The sequence below is a fragment of the Haloplanus salinarum genome, assembly GCF_009762275.1.
Classification (GTDB): domain Archaea; phylum Halobacteriota; class Halobacteria; order Halobacteriales; family Haloferacaceae; genus Haloplanus; species Haloplanus salinarum.
In genome coordinates, this window is sequence record NZ_CP034345.1 from 503,728 (window position 1) to 521,900 (window position 18,173).

General features: G+C 69.8%; 18 protein-coding genes and 1 tRNA gene. 13 read left to right on the forward strand and 6 right to left on the reverse strand.

Going from position 1 to position 18,173, the window contains the following annotated elements:
• Nucleotides 1-17 precede the first annotated feature (17 nt).
• From EI982_RS03795 to EI982_RS03810, 4 genes are read right to left on the reverse strand one after another with little or no spacing between them, the layout of a single operon-like run.
• Entirely contained in the window at nt 18-1,064 is a 1,047-nt protein-coding gene (locus EI982_RS03795) for an ABC transporter permease (protein WP_157688213.1), read from the reverse strand.
• Entirely contained in the window at nt 1,057-2,919 is a 1,863-nt protein-coding gene (locus EI982_RS03800) for a PrsW family glutamic-type intramembrane protease (RefSeq protein ID WP_157688214.1), read from the reverse strand. Before EI982_RS03800 ends, EI982_RS03795 begins: the two co-directional genes overlap by 8 nt.
• On the reverse strand, nt 2,916-3,812 hold the full coding sequence (locus EI982_RS03805; RefSeq protein ID WP_157688215.1) for an ABC transporter ATP-binding protein: 897 nt from the start codon (nt 3,810-3,812) through the stop codon (nt 2,916-2,918). The genes EI982_RS03800 and EI982_RS03805 overlap by 4 nt, the downstream gene beginning before the upstream one ends.
• 47 nt (nt 3,813-3,859) lie before the next feature.
• Nucleotides 3,860-4,600, reverse strand: a complete 741-nt coding sequence (locus tag EI982_RS03810) for a competence/damage-inducible protein A (RefSeq protein ID WP_157688216.1) — start codon at nt 4,598-4,600, stop codon at nt 3,860-3,862.
• Between the two features lie 188 nt (nt 4,601-4,788).
• Here EI982_RS03810 and EI982_RS03815 point away from each other — a divergent pair, with 188 nt between their 5' ends.
• Both EI982_RS03815 and EI982_RS03820 read left to right on the forward strand, forming a co-directional pair.
• On the forward strand, nt 4,789-5,061 hold the full coding sequence (locus EI982_RS03815; protein ID WP_157688217.1) for a hypothetical protein: 273 nt from the start codon (nt 4,789-4,791) through the stop codon (nt 5,059-5,061).
• The gene (locus EI982_RS03820) at nt 5,058-5,540 is read left to right on the forward strand and encodes a hypothetical protein (RefSeq protein ID WP_157688218.1); all 483 of its coding nucleotides are present in this window, start codon (nt 5,058-5,060) and stop codon (nt 5,538-5,540) included. Before EI982_RS03815 ends, EI982_RS03820 begins: the two co-directional genes overlap by 4 nt.
• Nucleotides 5,541-5,564: 24 nt before the next feature.
• Here the strand turns inward: EI982_RS03820 and EI982_RS03825 are convergent, their stop codons facing one another.
• Nucleotides 5,565-6,425, reverse strand: a complete 861-nt coding sequence (locus EI982_RS03825; RefSeq protein WP_157688219.1) for a 3-hydroxyacyl-CoA dehydrogenase family protein — start codon at nt 6,423-6,425, stop codon at nt 5,565-5,567.
• A 182-nt stretch (nt 6,426-6,607) separates the two neighbouring features.
• Between EI982_RS03825 and EI982_RS03830 the strand changes: the two genes are divergently transcribed.
• The 6 genes from EI982_RS03830 to EI982_RS03855 all read left to right on the forward strand — a co-directional run bounded on the left by EI982_RS03830 (nt 6,608) and on the right by EI982_RS03855 (nt 12,606).
• Complete coding sequence (locus EI982_RS03830) at nt 6,608-8,197, forward strand: protein kinase domain-containing protein (protein ID WP_233255285.1); 1,590 nt, start codon at nt 6,608-6,610, stop codon at nt 8,195-8,197.
• 75 nt (nt 8,198-8,272) lie between these two features.
• Entirely contained in the window at nt 8,273-9,085 is an 813-nt protein-coding gene (locus EI982_RS03835) for a class I fructose-bisphosphate aldolase (RefSeq protein WP_157688221.1), read from the forward strand.
• Nucleotides 9,085-9,933: a class 1 fructose-bisphosphatase gene (locus EI982_RS03840; protein ID WP_157688222.1), complete on the forward strand. Its 849-nt coding sequence runs from the start codon at nt 9,085-9,087 to the stop codon at nt 9,931-9,933. The genes EI982_RS03835 and EI982_RS03840 overlap by 1 nt, the downstream gene beginning before the upstream one ends.
• 95 nt (nt 9,934-10,028) lie before the next feature.
• The gene (locus tag EI982_RS03845; RefSeq protein WP_157688223.1) at nt 10,029-10,430 is read left to right on the forward strand and encodes a DUF5658 family protein; all 402 of its coding nucleotides are present in this window, start codon (nt 10,029-10,031) and stop codon (nt 10,428-10,430) included.
• A 36-nt stretch (nt 10,431-10,466) separates the two neighbouring features.
• Complete coding sequence (locus tag EI982_RS03850) at nt 10,467-11,297, forward strand: HpcH/HpaI aldolase/citrate lyase family protein (protein ID WP_157688224.1); 831 nt, start codon at nt 10,467-10,469, stop codon at nt 11,295-11,297.
• A 55-nt stretch (nt 11,298-11,352) separates the two neighbouring features.
• Nucleotides 11,353-12,606 carry a Glu/Leu/Phe/Val family dehydrogenase gene (locus tag EI982_RS03855; RefSeq protein ID WP_157688225.1) on the forward strand — a complete coding sequence of 418 codons (1,254 nt, stop codon included), beginning with the start codon at nt 11,353-11,355 and terminating at the stop codon, nt 12,604-12,606.
• Nucleotides 12,607-12,629: 23 nt separating this feature from the next.
• Here EI982_RS03855 and EI982_RS03860 read toward each other — a convergent pair whose 3' ends face one another.
• Nucleotides 12,630-14,042 carry an erythromycin esterase family protein gene (locus tag EI982_RS03860; RefSeq protein ID WP_157688226.1) on the reverse strand — a complete coding sequence of 471 codons (1,413 nt, stop codon included), beginning with the start codon at nt 14,040-14,042 and terminating at the stop codon, nt 12,630-12,632.
• Between the two features lie 150 nt (nt 14,043-14,192).
• Between EI982_RS03860 and EI982_RS03865 the strand changes: the two genes are divergently transcribed.
• The 5 genes from EI982_RS03865 (at nt 14,193) to EI982_RS03885 (ending at nt 18,135) form a co-directional block, all read left to right on the forward strand.
• A tRNA-Arg gene (locus tag EI982_RS03865) sits at nt 14,193-14,265 on the forward strand.
• Between the two features lie 114 nt (nt 14,266-14,379).
• Nucleotides 14,380-14,637: a DUF7553 family protein gene (locus EI982_RS03870; RefSeq protein ID WP_157688227.1), complete on the forward strand. Its 258-nt coding sequence runs from the start codon at nt 14,380-14,382 to the stop codon at nt 14,635-14,637.
• Nucleotides 14,638-14,771: 134 nt separating this feature from the next.
• Entirely contained in the window at nt 14,772-16,670 is a 1,899-nt protein-coding gene (locus EI982_RS03875; protein ID WP_157688228.1) for an arginine--tRNA ligase, read from the forward strand.
• 40 nt (nt 16,671-16,710) lie between these two features.
• Nucleotides 16,711-17,313 carry a thermonuclease family protein gene (locus EI982_RS03880; RefSeq protein ID WP_157688229.1) on the forward strand — a complete coding sequence of 201 codons (603 nt, stop codon included), beginning with the start codon at nt 16,711-16,713 and terminating at the stop codon, nt 17,311-17,313.
• 198 nt (nt 17,314-17,511) lie between these two features.
• Nucleotides 17,512-18,135 (forward strand): METTL5 family protein, encoded by a 624-nt coding sequence (locus EI982_RS03885; protein ID WP_157688230.1) that lies wholly within the window; start codon nt 17,512-17,514, stop codon nt 18,133-18,135.
• The last annotated feature ends 38 nt before the right edge of the window (nt 18,136-18,173 follow it).

The window sequence follows — 18,173 nt, forward strand, 5'->3', positions numbered from 1 at the left end:
TGTTTCGGGGGCGGCGCCTACTCGCCGACGCCGATCCGTGGCACCGCGCGCCGGAGACCGAGGTAGGCCGCGACCCCGAGGGCGACGTAGCCGGCGACCAGCAGCGGATACGTCGGACCGACGCTATCGACCGCGAGGCGGGCGACGGAGTTGACGGGGTTCACGGGCAGGAGCGTCGCCCCGCCGAAGGCGACGAGGACGCCGACGGAGTAGAGGAACTGCGCCGCTCGCCGGTCCGGAGCGAGCAGGGCGATGGTCGCCCCGAGCGTGACGACGAGCAAGGCGAGCGCGGCGACGACGACGAGCACGGCCACCGGATGGTGGACGCTGGTGCCGTTGAAATCGAGGAGGGCGATCCAGAGCGCCGCCTGTGCGGGCGCGAGCCCCGCTGCGGCCCACACCTTTCCGTCGACGATGTCGACGACGGAGACGGGGGCGACCCGCAGGAGTTCGAGCGTCCCACGTTCGACCTCCTCGGTCAGCGAGTCGACGGTCATCGACCCGCTGATGAAGACGGGGAGAAAGCAGAGCAGCGGGAGCAACACGGTGTAGCTGAACCCGTAGTACGGCGAGGCGCCGCTCCGTGGCGGGAGGGGAAGCGGCGTCGACGACAGGTGCGCGGACCGGTCGGCCCGCTCAACGCGCTCGAAGGTCGACAGCGCGTCCCGCAGCTGGACGACGATGACCGTCGTCCGCACGTTGCCGTCGGGCACCGTCGCCGAGACGAAGACCCGTCCCGCCCGCCGGTCCGCCAGGAGAACGGCATCCACCTCCCCGCGGTCGAACGCCGCCCGCGCCGTCGTCTCCGAGGCGTAGCGCGTCCCCGATATCGACGGCCGGTCGTCGAGGGTCGCGAGCAGGTCGTCGCCCGCGTCGCCGGTGACGGCCACTTCCGTCTCGAACCCCTCGACGCTCCCGGGGTCGTACAGCGAGACTAAGCCGACGACGAGAAACGACGAGAAGGCGGCGATGAACAGCTGGATGAGCAAGGCGAGGACGATGGTCTTCTCGGAGCGCAGGGTCGCCAGCTCCCGCCGGGCGATGGTGAGGCGTGGATCACCCAAGGGCACTCACCACCGCGAAGTTGTACGCCGCGTGAACCAGGGTTGCGGGCACCAGCGCCGCCAGATACCAGTTGCGGGAGCGACTCGCGCCGAGCGCCGCGATGCTCGTCGTCGTCGCGTGGAGGACGAGCGGGGCGAGCAGGAGCCCGAGTGCGGCCGCCGAGCCGACGCCGACCGGCGTGAACGCCGCCCGGCCGAGCGCGAGGTCGGGGAGTCCGACGAACTGGACGACGGCGGTGAGCTTCTCGCCGAGGAAGAAGCCGAGGCCCGAGAGCGAGCCGAGGACGAGCGCGGTCCGCAGACCGCGGCGGTCGGCGAAGTCGTTCTCGAAGCCCGCGTAGACGTGGACGCTCTTTGCCACCTCCTCGACGCCGGCGACGACGAGCAGGAGGAGGGGAATCGAGACGTCCACGGGGAGGACGAAGAGGACGGCGATGGCGAGCAGTTCGGCGATGAACACGAAGGGAATCGAGAGCGCGCTCAGGACGGCCATCGAGCGTGGCCCGGCGATCCGGCTGTCGAGCGCGTCGAGGAACTTCAGCGGGACGGGCCGCTGGGTGAACATGTCCTCCTCACGGTAGACGCCGACGCCGAGGGTGAAGAGGACGGCCGCCCCCACGTAGAAGGGGCCGGTCGAGAAGGCGTACTGGGCGGCGGTGACGCCGGTACCCTGCAGGTCGTGGACGACGAGCGTCAGCGGCGAGATGAGGGCGATTGGCGTCACGTTCGTGAAGATGGCAGGGACGAAGGCATAGGAGGTGAGAAAGACGGAGATGGCGACGGTGACGAAGGTGAGTTCCTTGAACGACCGGGCGAACATGCCGCCGACGAAGGTGGCGGCGAGATAGAGGGCGGCAATGGGCGCGACGGCGGCCACGCTCGTCACGCCGCCGCCGATGGCGACGGCGATGACAGCGGTTAACCCCACGAGCGTCGCCAGATACGGCAGGGTCTTGCCGGCGACGATGGCCGCCGGGGAGACGGGCGCGACGAGGAGGAGTTCGCCCCGCCGGTTGATCCGCTCGTTGAGGATGCTGCTCCCGTAGGGCTGGATGACGAAGTTCATGGGGACGAAAAAGACGAACGCGAGGACGAGCGCACCGAAGGGAAAGGGCGGGGAGATGTCGGCCGGCGAACCGGAGTTGCCGCCACCCAGGAGGTCGCCGCCGAGAAACGGCACGCCGAGCGAGCCGGAGTCGCCGCCCGCGGCGATGCCGTCGCCTGAGTCGCTCGAATCGGCGGTCCCGTCGTCCCTATCCTGACCGGTCCCGCCCCCGTCGGCAGTCGGATCGTCGGCGGTACCTCCGTCCCCGTCGCCCCCGTTATCTGTCGTCCCGTCCCCGCCAGTGCTGGCGGTGGCGGAGCCCCCCGTACCGCCCCCGCGATCCGTGTACTGGAGCGTGACGACGACCGGGAACGCCGCGGAGACGTTCCCCTCCTCGCCCATCCGCCCCAGGTTGTGTCGACGGACGGCGCTCCGGAACGTCGACAGCGCGGCCTCGGCCTTCCGGGAGTCGGCGACGTAGAACCGGTCGCCGCGGACGACCACCTCGACGCTGCGGCCGAGCGAGTCGAGGTCGGCGTCACGGGCCGCGAGCGCCGGACTCTCCCGGACCACCTCGTGGTAGGGGCTGTCGGTCGCGACGCCGATCCGGTAGACGTCGCGGTCGAGGGCGGCGCCGCCGGTCGCGAGGGTCGCCCCGCCGACCGCCCCCGCGAGGAGGAGGGCGACGAGTCCCAGCGCCGCCGTCCGCCGGTCGACGACGCCGGCGCTCCGCCCGACCTCCCAGCGGGCGATACGGGCGACCGCGCGAAGGCCGTCGCGGAGTCGGTCGGACGGCGACGACGCCGTCACTGCGCCCCCCGGGGGCCGTCGGCCGTGTCGGCGGCCAGATCCAGGAAGATCTCCTCCAGACTCGGTTCGTCGGTGCGGATGTCGACCACCTCGCCCCCCGCCTCGCCGGCCGCCTCGCGGACCCGCTCGACGGCGTCCATGTCCGCGACGGTCGAGACGTGGCGGTCGCCGGCCGGCTCCGTGTCGAACGCGGGGACGGGGACCGACGTGAACACGCGGTACTCGGTGGTGCCGTACTGCTCGCGGATCTCGGGGACGGTCCCGCGGGCGACGATCTCGCCGCGGTTCATGATCGCCACCCGGTCACAGACGCTCTCGACGTGATAGAGGTTGTGCGCGCTGAACAGCACCGTCTTGCCGGCGTCGCGGAGTTCGCGGACGAACTCCAAGACGTAGTTGGTCGTCAGCGGGTCGAGCCCGCTCGCCGGTTCGTCGTAGACCAACACGTCGGGGTCGTTCACCAGCGATCGCGCGATGGCGACCTTGCGTTTCATGCCCTTGGAGACGTCGCCGAGGCGGCGGTCGCGATGGTCGAGTTCGAGGCGGTCGAGTGTCCCCTCGATCCGCTCGGTCGCCGTCTCGCTCGGGACGTCGTAGAGGTCGGCGAAGAAGTCGAGATACGAGCGGGCGGTCATGTCCTCGTAGAGCGGCGACTCCTCGGGGAGGAAGCCGAGCGAGCGGCGCATCTCGGGATCCTCGGCGTCGAAGCCCGCGACGGTCGCCGAGCCGTCCGAGGGCTCGATCAAGCCGGCGATCATCTTCAGCGTCGTCGTCTTCCCGGCGCCGTTCGGGCCGACGATGCCGAAGATCTCGCCCCGATCCACGTCGAACGTACTGCCGACGACGGCGGGGAAGTCGCCGTATGTCTTCCGGAGGGAGTCGGCCTCGATCATCCCTCGGGGGGAGGGACGGCGAGGGGTTAAACGCACGGCTCGCAGAATCAGTCGTGATTCTCCTCGACGACGTCGATCCGCTCGTGGAGCCACGCGGCCGCGGCGTCGACCGTCGCCTCGTCTTCGGCCGTGATCTTCAGTCGGTTCCGATCGCCGCTGCTCGGGTAACTCCCGACGGTGACGTCGAACCGCTCCCGGACGCCCGCGAGCGCCTCGACCATCGATCCCTCGGGCTGTGGAGTGTAGAGCGTCGTCGAGAGGGCGTCGCCGCCGAACTCGCCGGCCACTAGTTCGAAGAGCGCGCGCATCTCCGCGGGCACGCCCGGGAACGCGTAGACGTCCCCGAGGACACAACCGGGGCAGAGCCCCTCGGGGTTGACCAGCGGGCGACTCCCCTCCGGTAGCGCCGCCCAGGCGTCGACGTCGATGTCGAGGTCGTGGGCCTCGACCAGGTCGGGGTTTCGCTCCCGGTAGGTGGCGACCGTCTCGATCACGTCCTCCCGGACGGCGGGGGCGACGACCAGGTCGCGGTCGAAGGCGTCGGCGATGGCGTCGGCGGTCACGTCGTCGTGGGTCCCGCCCAGCCCGCCGGTGACGACGACGGCGTCGAACCGGTCCGACCACTCGCGGACCGTCTCGGCGATCAGGTCGCGGTCGTCCGGGACGGTCAGGATGCGTGCGACCGACGCGCCCGCCGCCGTCAGTCGCCCCGCGAGCCACGTCGCGTTCGTGTTCTCGGTGTCGCCCGCGAGCACCTCGTCGCCCACGGTGAGGATGGCGACTTCCATCGCTCGTCTCCATGGTGGCCGCCACCAAAAGGCGTCTGGATCGGCGGTCACGCGGACGGCTGCCGGCTGCGGGGCGACCGGATTCCCGGCCCCTCCCCGGCGTCACAGTAACGGTAAAGGCGATGTAGTGTCACGTGTCCAATCTATCGGGTGGCCACGACGGTCGCCGGACGACGGGACTGCCTACCATGAGCGATTCCACGGCCGATCCGCGCTGTCCGAACTGCGGCGGACCGATCGGCCGGACGGCGACCTACTGCATGCACTGTTCGGCCGACCTCACCGAGGAGCGGGCGGCCGCCGACGCCGACGACGACGGCGTGTGGGACGAGGCCGAGGCGGAAGCGGGGACGGAGGCCGCGACGGATTTGAGTGCCACCCCCCCCGGGAGTCGTCGGCCGGCGGTGCGACCCTCACAACGTACGGCCGCCGGATCGGGGATGCGCTCGGCGGGGCCGTGACCGGCGCCACCGGCGGGGAGAGCGCCGACGGACTCCTCGCGCCCGACAGCCTCGTCGACGACACGCTCACCGTCCTCGTCGGCGTCGTGGGCGGACTCGTCGTCGGCGTGGTGGGGACCGTCGTGCTGGGACTGATCACGGGCAGCGGCTGGGCGGTCCCGTTCGGCCTCGTCGCGTGGCTGGGCGCCACCGCGTATCTCGTCCGTCGGCGGACCGTTCAGGGTGCGGTCGCGAAAAGCGGCTACGCCGTCGCCGTCGTCCTCCTGTGCGTGCCGGTGATCGCGCTCAGTCCGGCCCTCCCGGTCGACGGCAGCCTCGGGGAGCGCGGCAGCCTCTTCGTCGTCCTGCTTCTCTTCGTCGGCGTCCCGGCCGGCGTCGCGGCCGCCGTCGGGCTGGTCGCCTCGCGGTTCGTCCCCGACGGGGTGGACGGGAGTGCCGGCGGGACCGGCGGCGGGGATGGGGGCGACGCAGGCGGGTGATCGTACGCCCGACGAGTTCGACGCTCAGTCGTACTCGTAGAAGCCCTGGCCGGTCTTCCGGCCGAGGTCGCCGGCGTCGACCTTTCGCTTGAGCAGGTACGGCGGCTTGTAGCGGTCGCCGAGTTCCTCGGCGAGCGTCTGACTGGCGTCGAGACAGACGTCGAGGCCGATGTGATCGGCGAGTTCGAGCGGTCCCATCGGAACGTTCGTTCCGAGTTTCAGGCCCGCGTCCATGTCCGCCTTGCTCGCGACGCCCTCGTCGTAGGCACGGATGCCCTCGTTGATCCACGGCATCAGCACCCGGTTGACGACGAATCCGGGTTTGTCGTCGGACTCCCAGGTCGTCTTCCCGAAGTCCTCGGCGAGGGCGTGCGAACAGTCGACCACCTCGTCGGCCGTCTTCTCGCCGACGACGAGTTCGAGACCCTCCATGATCGGCGCGGGGTTCATGAAGTGGAGGCCGACGACGAGTTCGGGGCGCTCCGTCGCCGACGCGATGGTGGTGATCGAGAGCGTGGAGGTGTTCGTCGCGAGAATCACGTCGTCGTCGACGGCGTCGTCGAGGTCCGCGAAGACCTCCTGTTTGATCTCCATGTTCTCGACGGCGGCTTCGATGACGTAATCGCAGGCCGCGAGGTCCTCGAGGTCGGTCGTTCCGGAGATCCGATCGACGGCGGCGTCGGCCTCCTCGCGTGTCAACTGCTCTTTCTCGACGAACCGGGAGAGGCTGTCGTCGATGCGGTCGAAGCCGTCCGCGACGAGATCGTCCTCGATGTCCCGCATCACCACGTCGTAGCCGGCGGTGGCGGCGACCTGGGCGATGCCGCTGCCCATCGTGCCGGCGCCGACGACCCCGACCGTGTCGATGTCGCTGAGTGTTCGCATGTCCGCTCCTGTGCGGGGAACGACTGTAAGGGTAGCGACCGCGAAGCGAGCGGACGCATCGGTCGACGTCGTCGCCGTTCGACGGCACGTAGCCCCCACCGCTCCGGTGGGATCCGTCCCTCCTCCCTTCGCGACCCCTCGTTTTATTTGGGTTTCCCTCGGCATACCGTCTGTCTCGAATGGTGGGCCCCGATCAGCACGAACGGATTCCGGCGGCCGTGTCGCCCCTCTCGATAGCCGACTTCGATTACGAGGCACTGACCATCGGTGAACGGATCGGCACCGGAGGCGACGCGGACGTGTATCTGGCGACCGTCGTCCGCGACGGGACGGAGTTCCCGGTCGCGGTGAAACAGCCCCGGTTCGAGGGGACGCTCCACCGCCGCGTCGTCGAGGCGTTCGAGGCGGAGGCCGAAACCTGGGCCCGTCTCGACGACCACGACAACGTCGTGTCGGTGTACGCGTGGGGAACGGATCCGCTCCCGTGGATGGCACTGGAGTACATGGACGGCGGAACGCTCGACGCGAGGCTCGGGGCCGAGGACCCCGCCGAGGCGCTCTGGCTGGCCGGGCGCATCGCCGAGGGTGTTCGTCACGGGCACCGTCACGGTGTGGCACATCTCGACCTCAAGCCGACGAACGTCCTGCTCCGGGAGACACCACCGGAGACGTGGCCCTACCCGAAGGTGAGCGACTGGGGGCTGGCGAAGCTCCTGCTCGATCACTCGAACAGCGTCGAGGGGTTCTCACCGGCGTACGCGGCACCGGAACAGTTCGACGCGGACGAGTACGGCGGGACGGACGACATCACCGACATCTACCAGCTCGGCGCGGTGGTGTACGCCCTGCTGACCGGCGAGCCACCCTTTACCGGATCGTCGGCGGCCGTGATGCGAGGCGTCCTCCAGGAGCGTCCGGTGCCGCCCTCCGAACGTCGGCCGTCGCTGCCACCGGCGGTCGACGAGGTGGTGATGACGGCACTGGCAAAGCGGAAGGCCGACCGATACGACGGCGTGTTGCCGATGCGAAACGAGTTGGATCGGCTGTTCGAGGCGACCGTCGCCGACACGAGCGGTTCCGTCGCGGGCGCGACCGCCGGAGCGGCGGCCGATCCCTTCGAGACCGCGGCGAGAGCCAACCAGCACGGCGGTGGCGCCGAGCGAACGGAAACGGGCGTGTCGTCGGAGTCGAAGTCGTCCGAGAACGAGAGCGAAGGTGGCGGGTTCGTCACCCGTCGACGTGTGCTGGGGGTTCTGGGTGTTGGCGTCGTCGGTGCGGGAGGGTGGCTGACACGGGCGGAACTGGGGGACGACCGAAGCGGCGCGGCGGGAGTGCCCGCCGAGGATACGGCGACACCGCCGCCGCCGACACGGACGGCGACCGATACCCCGGAGCCGACGTCGACGGCGACGGCCACGGCGACGTCCACGCCGGCCGGCGAGGCGGACGCGACGATCACCGTTGGTCCCGGCGGCAGTCTCCAGTTCGAACCGGAGACGACCGCCGTCTCGCAGGGCGATACCGTCGAGTTCGTCTTCGACTCCGGCGGCCACAACGTCTCGGGTCACCCGGACGCCGCGAGCCAGGTGGAGCTTCCGGAGGGTGCGGAGCCGTTCGCGAGCTACGACACCTCCGCCGCCGACGTCAACCACGTCTCGCTCAACGAGGCCGGGACGACTTACCGGCACACGTTCGAGGTTACCGGCCAGTACACCTACGTCTGTGTCCCCCACGTGTCCTCGGGGATGGTCGGCAACCTCACGGTCCGGTGAGATTCCGGCGGCTGTCGGCCACTCCTCGTCGCCGACCACACGCTTTATGTGTGAATTCGACGGAACGTTCTATACATGATCCCCGGTGCTGACTCCGCGATCACCCGCGACGGCAAGGCACTGATCCTCGCGTACGACCACGGCCTCGAACACGGTCCGGTCGACTTCGAACCGGTTCCGGAGACGACCGACCCCGCGACGGTGTTCGACGTGGCCACCCACGACGCGGTGACGGCCATCGCGGTCCAGAAGGGCGTCGCCGAGGCGTACTACCCCTCCTACGAGGACGACGTGCCACTCCTGGCGAAGCTCAACGGGACGAGCAACCTCTGGATGGGCGAGCCCGACTCGTCGGTCAACTGGTCGGTCGACTACGCGGCCGAACTCGGCGCCGACGCCATCGGCTTCACCGTCTACGGCGGCTCGAACCACGAGGTCGAGATGTTCGAGGAGTTCCGCGACGCCCAGGAACGGGCCCGCGAGCACGACATGGGCGTCGTGATGTGGTCGTACCCGCGCGGACAGGGACTGAAAGACGACACGAGCCCCGATACCATCGCCTACGCCTCCCGCCTCGGCCTCGAACTCGGCGCCGACATCGCGAAAGTGAAGTATCCCGGGTCGGCCGACGCCATGAACTGGGCCGTCGACAGCGCGGGCGACATGAAAGTCGTGATGAGCGGCGGGTCGAAGACGAGCGACGAGGCGTTCCTCTCGACGGTTCGCGAGGCGATGGACGCCGGCGCCGACGGGCTGGCCGTCGGGCGCAACGTCTTCCAGCGGCAGAACCCGGAGGCCATCCTCGACGGTCTCGAGGCGGTCATCTTCGAGGACGCGTCGGTCGACGAGGCCCTCGCGGCGACCGGCGGCATCGAAGCGAGCGACTGATGAGTCGGGACGATACGGTCGCCGAGATACGCGAGGCGGTCGCCGAGACGGCCCCGACGATTCGCGCGGGACTCCCCGGTCGCCGGGAGAAGGGGGACGCCGAGAACCCGACGGGCGACCGACGGTTGGCCGCCGACGAGTACGCCGACGACCTGCTCGAGGACTGCCTCGGCGGCATCGACGGCGTCGGCGAGTACGCCAGCGAGGAGCGGGCGGCGGTCGTGGACACGGGAACCGGGCTCTCCGTCGCGGTCGACCCCCTCGACGGCTCCTCGAACCTCAAACCGAACAACGTCATGGGGACTATCGTCGGCGTCTACGACGCCCCGCTTCCCGCCCGGGGACGTGACCTGATCGCCGCGGGCTACGTGCTCTACGGTCCCCTCACCACGATGGTCTTCGCCGAGGGAGCATCGGCCACCGAGTACCTGATCGAGGAGGGAGTCGCGTCCGAACTCCGGACCGGCGTGACCCTCCCCGAGGACCCGACCGTCTACGGGTTCGGCGGGCGGGTCCCCGACTGGCCCGACGACTTCGCGGCCTACGCCGAATCGGTCGAATCCGAACTCAAACTTCGCTACGGCGGGGCGATGATCGGTGACATAAACCAGGTGCTCACCTACGGCGGGGTGTTCGCCTACCCCGGTCTCCGATCCGCGCCCGAAGGGAAACTCCGCCTCCAGTTCGAGGCCAACCCCGTCGGATACGTGATCCGAGCGGCGGGCGGCCGGACCTCCGACGGCGACGGATCGATACTCGATATCGACCCCGACGGCCTCCACGACCGGACGCCGACCCACCTCGGCAACGCGTCGCTGATCGAGCGGCTGGAGTCGACGCTCGACTGACCCGGGCCGTCGATCGACGCCTTTCTCGCCGTAATGAGTCATTTCCATCCCGTACGCGCCGTATACTCACGGGGGTCGTCACCGTGTGACGGTGTATGGCAATCGACCGGACGAACTCGACGAACGCCCGGCGCCGGGGGACGGTCGGCCCCGCCGTCGGCGGTGCGTACGTCACCGCCGTCGCCGCTCGGACGACGGCGTACGCGACGTGGCTCTGGGCGCTCGCACTCGGCGCCCTCACGCTCGACGCCGCGCTCACCGTCGTCGGCCTCCGCCTCGGCCTGACCGAACTCAATCCCGTGGCCGCCGGCCTCATCGCCGACGTCGGCGCCCTCCCCGCGCTCGTAGCGTTGAAAGGCGGCGCCGTCGGCGTCGGTCTCGCTGGCCGAGCCGTCCTCCCCGCCGAGTACCGTGGCCTCGTCCCCGCGGGATTGGCACTCCCGTGGACGGTGGCCGTCGTCGTCAACCTCCTCACCGTTGGCGTCGTCCTCCTCTGACCGCGGATTCATGTCCCGGGCCGCCCAGAGCCCGGTATGGCCCGCCGAACCGTCCTGTTCACGCCGGGCGACCGTCCGGAGCGGTGCCGTACGGCGCCGACCACCGGCGCCGACACGGTCGTGTTCGACCTCGAAGACGCCGTCCCGCCGGCCGACGTGGCCGGGGCGCGAGCGGCCGTCGGCGACCTCCTCGCCGACCCCGCGTTCGACCCCGGGGGAACGGAGGTGGTCGTCCGCGTCGGACGGGCGCCGGCCGACGACCTCGACGCGCTGACGGGCGCGGCGTCGTCGCGGCTCGACGGCGTGATGGTACCGAAAGCGACCGTCGAACGAGTGGCGACCGTGACCGACGCGCTCGCGACCAGGGACCTGTCGATCCCGATCCTCGCGCTGATCGAGACGGCGACCGGCGTCCTCGACGCGCGTGAGGTGGCGGCGGCCGACGCGGTCGACGCGCTCTGTTTCGGCGCCGAGGATCTCGCGGCCGACCTCGGCGCGACCCGGACGCGGGAGGGAACGGAGGTACTGTACGCCCGTGAGCGCGTCGTCGTGGCGGCGCGGGCGGCCGGCGTCGACGCCGTCGACACCGTCCACACCGCCCTCGACGACGACGAGGGCCTCCGCGCGGCGACCGAGTTCGCCGCCACCCTCGGCTACGACGGGAAGATGGTGATCCACCCCGATCAGGTGCCGGTCGTCGTCGATGGATTCACCCCCGACCCCGAGCGGGTCGCGTGGGCTCGGCGAGTGCTCGACGCCCGCGAGGCGGCCGACTGTGGGGTCTTCGAGGTCGACGGCGAGATGATCGACGCGCCGCTTTTGGCGCAGGCGGAGCGGATCCTCGACCGGACGGACACCACCGACTGATCGCCCTCACTCTGTCGAAAGGTCTGTATTGTAGGAGGGCAAATCGCCGGGCCAGATGGCGGACATCAACCCGTTCGAGAGTCTTCAGGAACAGATCGACGATGCAGCGGCTTACCTCGACGCGGACGCCGACGTGATCGAGCGACTCAAACACCCCGAACGCGTCCTGGAGACGACCCTCTCGGTCGAGATGGACGACGGGTTGGTCGAGCAGTTCCCGGCTTACCGCGTCCAGTTCAACGGCGACCGCGGGCCGTACAAGGGCGGCATCCGGTATCACCCCGACGTCACTCAGGACGAGGTGACGGCGCTGTCGGGGTGGATGGTGTACAAGTGCGCCGTGGTGGACATCCCCTACGGGGGCGCGAAAGGCGGCATCGCGTTCGACCCGCGGACGTACTCCGCGAGCGAACTCGAACGGATTACCCGCGCGTTCGCGACCGAACTCCGGCCGCTCATCGGTGCGGATCGGGACATCCCCGCGCCCGACGTCAACACCGGCCAACGGGAGATGAACTGGATCAAGGACACCTACGAGACGCTGGAGCGGACGACCGAACCCGGCGTCGTCACCGGGAAGGCGCCCTCCTCCGGGGGGAGCGCCGGCCGGGTCGAGGCCACGGGCCGCTCGACGATGCTCGCCGCCCGGGAGACCTTCGAGTACCTGGGACGGGGTATCGACGACGCGACGGTCGCGGTGCAGGGCTACGGCAACGCCGGGTCGGTCGCCGCGTCCCTCCTCGACGACGCGGGCGCGACGGTCGTCGCGGTCAGCGACTCCAGCGGCGGCGTCTACGCGGCCGACGGCCTCGACACCGCGGCGGTCAAGGACCACAAACGCGAAACTGGTTCGGTCGTCGGCTACCCCGGTGCCGACGAGGAGTTGACGAACGAGGCGTTGCTCACCGCCGACGTGGATCTGCTGGTGCCCGCGGCCCTGGAGAACGCCGTCGACGCGGACATCGCTCGCGACGTGCGGGCGGACGTGATCGTCGAGGCGGCGAACGGCCCCCTCACCCCCGACGCCGACGACGTCCTCACCGACCGCGACGTCTACGTTGTCCCCGACATTCTGGCGAACGCGGGTGGCGTGACCGTCTCCTACTTCGAGTGGGTGCAGAACCGACAGCGGTTCGCCTGGACCGAAGCGCGCGTCAACGACGAACTCGAACGCGTCGTCACCGAGGCATTCGACCGACTGGTCGACACCTACGAGTCCGTCGACGTGCCGAACCTTCGGACGGCCGCGTACGTCGTCGCCATCGAGCGGGTCGCCGACGCCGCCGACGACCGCGGTAACTGGCCCTGAGATCGGCCGAACCCTCCGCCGGGTCACCCCTCCGAAGCGAACGAGGCCGGCGTGACGTCCCGGACGAAAGCGACCCCGTCGTAGACGGCGTCGGGGGCCGCCGGCAACGGCACGGCACCCCGATCCGCGGCCCGCGGGACCGAGACGCCGACCTGCGACGTGTCGTCGAGCCACCCGTCGATCGGCGCCCGTCGGCGTGCCGTCTCGAAATCGAGGAACAGCGACGACTCCGCCGCCTCGACGAGTGTGGCGGCGAGCGTGCCGGGGACCGGTCCCTCGAGGTCGTGGGTCCCGAAGGCGGTCCGCTCGGGGCCGGTCGGTGCCCTGAAGCGGCCGGTGCCGAACAGACAGCCGAGGGAGTAGTAGTCGTCACCGTACTCGTCGGCCAGGTGCTGTCCCATGCGGGCGGCCTCACCCGAACCGTCGTTGCGCATCGTGTGGTTCGTGCTGCCCAGGACGACTGCCCGGTCGGCACCCGTCCAGTCGCGGAGCCACGAGACGTTCTCGGCCATCGCGGCGTCCCTGACGCGCTTGCCCTGTGTGTACCGCTCGGCCCGGAGGGCCGCCTGGAACCGCAACCCGCGTTCGAGCGTCCGGACGTGCCGGCGGGCGAGCCGCCACTCGGCCGTCGACGTCTCGGCGACGTAGGCGTCGCGACGGGCCCGGAGCCGGTCCCCGAGGGAGTCGAGCAGGTCGAGTCGCGCTTCGGTCAGGAGGTCGGCATCGTGACGCTCGTAGAGCGGCCGGGTAAGCGGCATCAGTCGCTCGTCGATTCCGTCGAGATACGCCGGATCGACCCGTTCCAGGTAGGATCGTACCGCCGTCGCGTTCACGTCGAAAAACTGGGCGTCGTACCCCCGGACCACCGCTCGGTCCGTGGCCGGCCGTCCGGCGTTGAACTCCCGCAACCATTCGAACAGACGCCGGATCGCGTCCGTTCGCCAGAAGTAGAACTCGATCGACCCCATCGCGGCGTCGAGGTCGACGTCCGCACCCGCGACGTAGCGGTCGACGGGACCGAAATCGCCGATCGTCCCCTCGATGGCGACCAGTCGATAGCCGTGATCGGCGACGAGACGCCGAACGAGCCGGTGTGCGAAGCCCTTGAACTCGCTCACGCCGTGTGAGTTCTCGCCGATACCCACGATCGGTGACTGAGCCAGGCGAGTCGCGACCGGCCCCAGCCCGTCCGCGGACGCGTCCGGATCGATGGCGACCGCTTCGCTGTCGATGGCGTCGATCAGCGCCGCGCGCTCGTCCGGATTCTCTGTTGCCTCCGTCGACCGCGGGGCCGTCGCCGTCGGATCGGCAGTCCGCGTCCGCGACGGCGTGGTCGCGTCCTCGCTGTCACCGCCCGTACAGCCGGCGACCGCCCCGGCGAGCGCACTGATCGACGCGAGGGCTCGTCGTCTGGAGAGCTGCGTTCGGGGACCCATAACGTCCGGACCTGTCGCCGTCCGGGTGATATATCTCCCGACGATCCTCCGAGCGTGAGACCGTCGGCCCGCGGGCCGTTCCGTGACGGCCCCCTACCGACGCCCGATCAATAGGTATATACGTGATTCCGGGCTACGTTGGATCGACGTGTCCCGGTAGGGTAGTGGACTATCCTCTTGGCTTCCGGAGCCAGGGACCGGCGTTCAAATCGCCGCCGGGACGCTCACTTCGTTCGGTCACGACGAGCCCCCAGGTAGCCGTGGGGACGCCGCCGGGACGCCCTCTCCGTCCGGCGAGCCTGAAGATATTTCCGTCCACCGGATCAACCTCGACAGTATGCGGACGCTACGGGAGGTGAACCGGCGGTTGATCGACGCCATCGAGGAGCCACCCGAGACCGGCGAGGAACGGCGACTCGACAGGCTCGCCGCGACGCTCTGGGAGCGCGCCAGTCGCGGGGAGGGCCTGGACGCCGGGTATCGCTGTCGGGTTCGGTACAAACTGCGAACCATCGCCGAGACTACCCACGACGCTCGGGCGCGACACTTGGAACACGCCCGCGAGTTGCTCGCGGAACACGCCGAGTCCGGGTGACCGCCAACGGCGACGGTCGGGGCGACGCCACGGCGTCGCGGCGGTCGGCGTGACGGCACGACGGTACCGTTTAGCCTCCGACGCCGGCGATGTAGTGAGATTTATCCGGCAGTAGGGGCGAGAATTTCCGAAGAATGCTTGGAGCCATCAAGCGCGAGCTGTTCGAGGGGATACGCGCCGCGGTCGCCGATGCGGGCTACGGCCGCGACGTCGAGCCCTCGACCGTCGAGTTGGAGGACTTCGACGACGAGGAGAAGGGGGAGTTCTCGTCCGCGGTTTCCTTTGCCATCGCGGCCGACGCGGGGGCGAACCCGATGGCGGTCGCGGCGGACATCGCCGACCGACACCGCGAGAGCGGACTGCCCGACGGCATCGACTCGGTTACCGTCGAGAACGGCCACATCAACTACCACCTCGACGTGGACCGGATGGCTCTGCGGACGCTGTCGACGATCGATTCGGAGGGGGCGGCGTACGGGACGCGGGAGCGGGCCGACCCCGACCGGATCGTCGCCGACGTGTCCTCGCCGAACATCGCCAAGCCCCTCCACGTGGGGCACCTGCGGAACACGATCCTCAGCGACGCGCTGATGAACGTCCTGGAGGCACGGGGGCACGACGTGACCCGCGACAACCACCTCGGCGACTGGGGCACCCAGTTCGGCAACCTCCTCCACGAGTACGTCGAATTCGGCGACGAGGCGGCCTTCGAGGACGACCCGATCGCCCACCTGCTGGAGCTCTACCAGCAGTTCGAGCAGCGGGACTCGATGCTGGAGGACGTCGAGGCGTTCGACGCCGTGACCGACGAGTTCGACGAGGCGGTCACGACGGAGCGACAGTACCACGTCGATGACGGCAAGGAGTGGTTCGCGCGTCTCGAACGCGGCGACGAGCAGGCGGTCGAGCGCTGGGAGCGGTTCCGCGAGGCGAGCGTCGAGCGGTTCGAGCGGGTCTACGCCGAACTCGGCGTCGACTTCGACCTCTGGTTGGGCGAGAGCTTCTACGCCCGCGAGGGGTGGAACGATCTGGTCGTCGAGAAGGCCCTCGACGAGGACGTGGCGATGCGCGGGCCGGACGGCTCGGTGTTCATTCCCATCTACCCCGACGAGTACGGCGACGCGGGCGACCCGGAGACCGCGTCCGTCGACCCGTCGCTCGACCGGGCCCGCGAACTGCTCGACGAGGCCGGAAGCGTCGAGGACGCGGACTTCGACGCCTTCTACATCGTCAAGTCGGACGGCTCGACGGTCTACGGGACGCGCGATCTGGCGACCATCGAGTACCGGGTCGGCGAACTGGACGTCGACCAGTCGGTCTACGTCGTCGCCAGCGAGCAGAACCGCTACTTCCAGCGCCTGTTCGTCGCCGCTCGGAAGATGGGATACGACGAGGTCCACCTCGAACACATCGACTACGGGATGATCAGCCTCCCCGAGGGGAGCATGTCGACCCGCGGCGGCCAGATCGTCACCGTCCGCGAGGTGCTCGACGCGGCCCGGGAGCGCGCCCGCGATATCGTCGAGGAGAAGGGCCGCGACGTCGACGGGGACGAGGTCGACGCCATCGCCCGCAAGATCGCGCTCGCGACGGTCAAATACGGGATGGTCGCCTCGAATCGCGGGAAGGACATCACCTTCGACATCGACGAGGCGGTGTCGCTGGAGGGCGACACCGGTCCCTACGTCCAGTACGCCACCACCCGCGCGTACAGCATCCTCGACGCGGCGGAGACGGTCCCCGCCGTCGACGCTATCGACCCCGAGACGTTCAACGACACGGACCACAACCTGCTCCATCAGCTCGGGCGCTACCCGCTCGTGCTCGAACAGTGCGAGGAGCGATACGACGCGGCGCCGCTCGCCCGCTACCTCCTCGATCTGGCACACGTGTTCAACTCCTTCTACCACAAGAACCGCGTCCTCGACGCCGAGGACGCGGCGGAGGAACGTCTCGCCCTGACCGACGCGACCGCACGGGTGTTCGAGAACGGCCTCGGTCTGCTCGGCATCGACACGCTCGCCGAGATGTGACCACCGGGGCGCTTTTGTCCGCGGACGCCGACGACGAGTCGTGAGCCGGCGTCGTGCGGTCGTCGTCCTCCTCCTTCTCGTGAGCCGGCGTCGTGCGGTCGTCGTCCTCCTCCTTCTCGTGAGCGCCGGCTGTCTCGGGGTCGGCCCCGTGCCGTCGGACGAAAGCGGGGGGTCGACCCGGACGCCCGAGAACGGGACCACCGTCCGCGTGACCGACGTCGTCGACGGCGACACCCTCGACGTGCGGTTCCCGGACGGGCGGACCGACACGGTGCGACTGCTCGGCGTCGACACGCCGGAGGTTCACGTCGAGAACGACCCCACGGAGTTCGAGGGCGTGCCCGACACCGAGGCCGGACACCGCTGTCTCCGGCGCCAGGGCGAGGCGGCGACGACCTTCGCCGTCGACCGACTCGCCGACCGGGAGGTGACGCTCCGGTTCGACGCGACGGAGGGGCGACGCGGCGGCTACGACCGACTCCTCGCGTACGTCCTCGTCGACGGCGAGTCGTTCAACGCGGCGTTGCTCGAACGCGGCCACGCGCGACTCTACGACTCCTCGTTTCGGGAGCGGGCCCGGTACGCGGCGCTCGAACGGACCGCCCGCGAGGAGCGACGCGGCCTCTGGTCGTGTGCGGCCTGAGGACGTCGGAGCGTGTGATCGCCGAGCGAACTACGGCCCCGTAACACCCGGTATCCGCACTCTGTGATTACTATTGCGCATTCACAAAGACTTTAGTATAACTAGAAAATATGTAACGACGAGTATGACACCCACACGGTCCCGGAGGCAGGCGACGGACGAACGGACGACGTGGGTCCGTGGGGGGGTGGGTCGATGATGGCGACGAAAGCCGAACTGGCCGGACAGTTGGCCGTGGTCGCCGGCTTCGAGAACCCCCAGGCCGCCCTCGAACAGTACCCGACGCCGCCGGAACTGGCCGCGCACGTGGTGCACGTGGCCGACCTCAACGACGACATCCAGGGACGGACGGTCGTCGACCTCGGCGCGGGGACGGGGATGTTCACCCTGGGGGCGGCGCTGCGCGGTCCCGAACGGGCGGTCGGCGTCGAGATCGATCGCGACGCCCTCGAGGTCGCCCGCGAGAACCGACGCCGTGTCGGCACACGCACGGAGATCCACTGGGTCCAGGCCGACGCCACCCGCGCGCCGATCCGTCCGGACGGCCCGACGACGGTCGTGATGAACCCGCCGTTCGGCGCCCAGTCGGGCAACGAACACGCCGACCGGGCGTTCCTGGCGACGGCCGCCGAGATCGCCGAGGTCTCCTACTCGGTCCACAACGCCGGCAGCCGGGAGTTCGTCGAGGCGTTCGCAGCCGACAACGGCGGCGAGGTGACCCACGCCTTCGCCGCGCAGTTCGACCTCGACCGGCAGTTCGACCACCACGCCGCCGACCGCCGGGAGATCGACACGGAAGTGTTCCGGATCGAGTGGTCCTGACGCCGGTGGCCGGGTTCCCGGCGCGCGGTCGGCGCGCG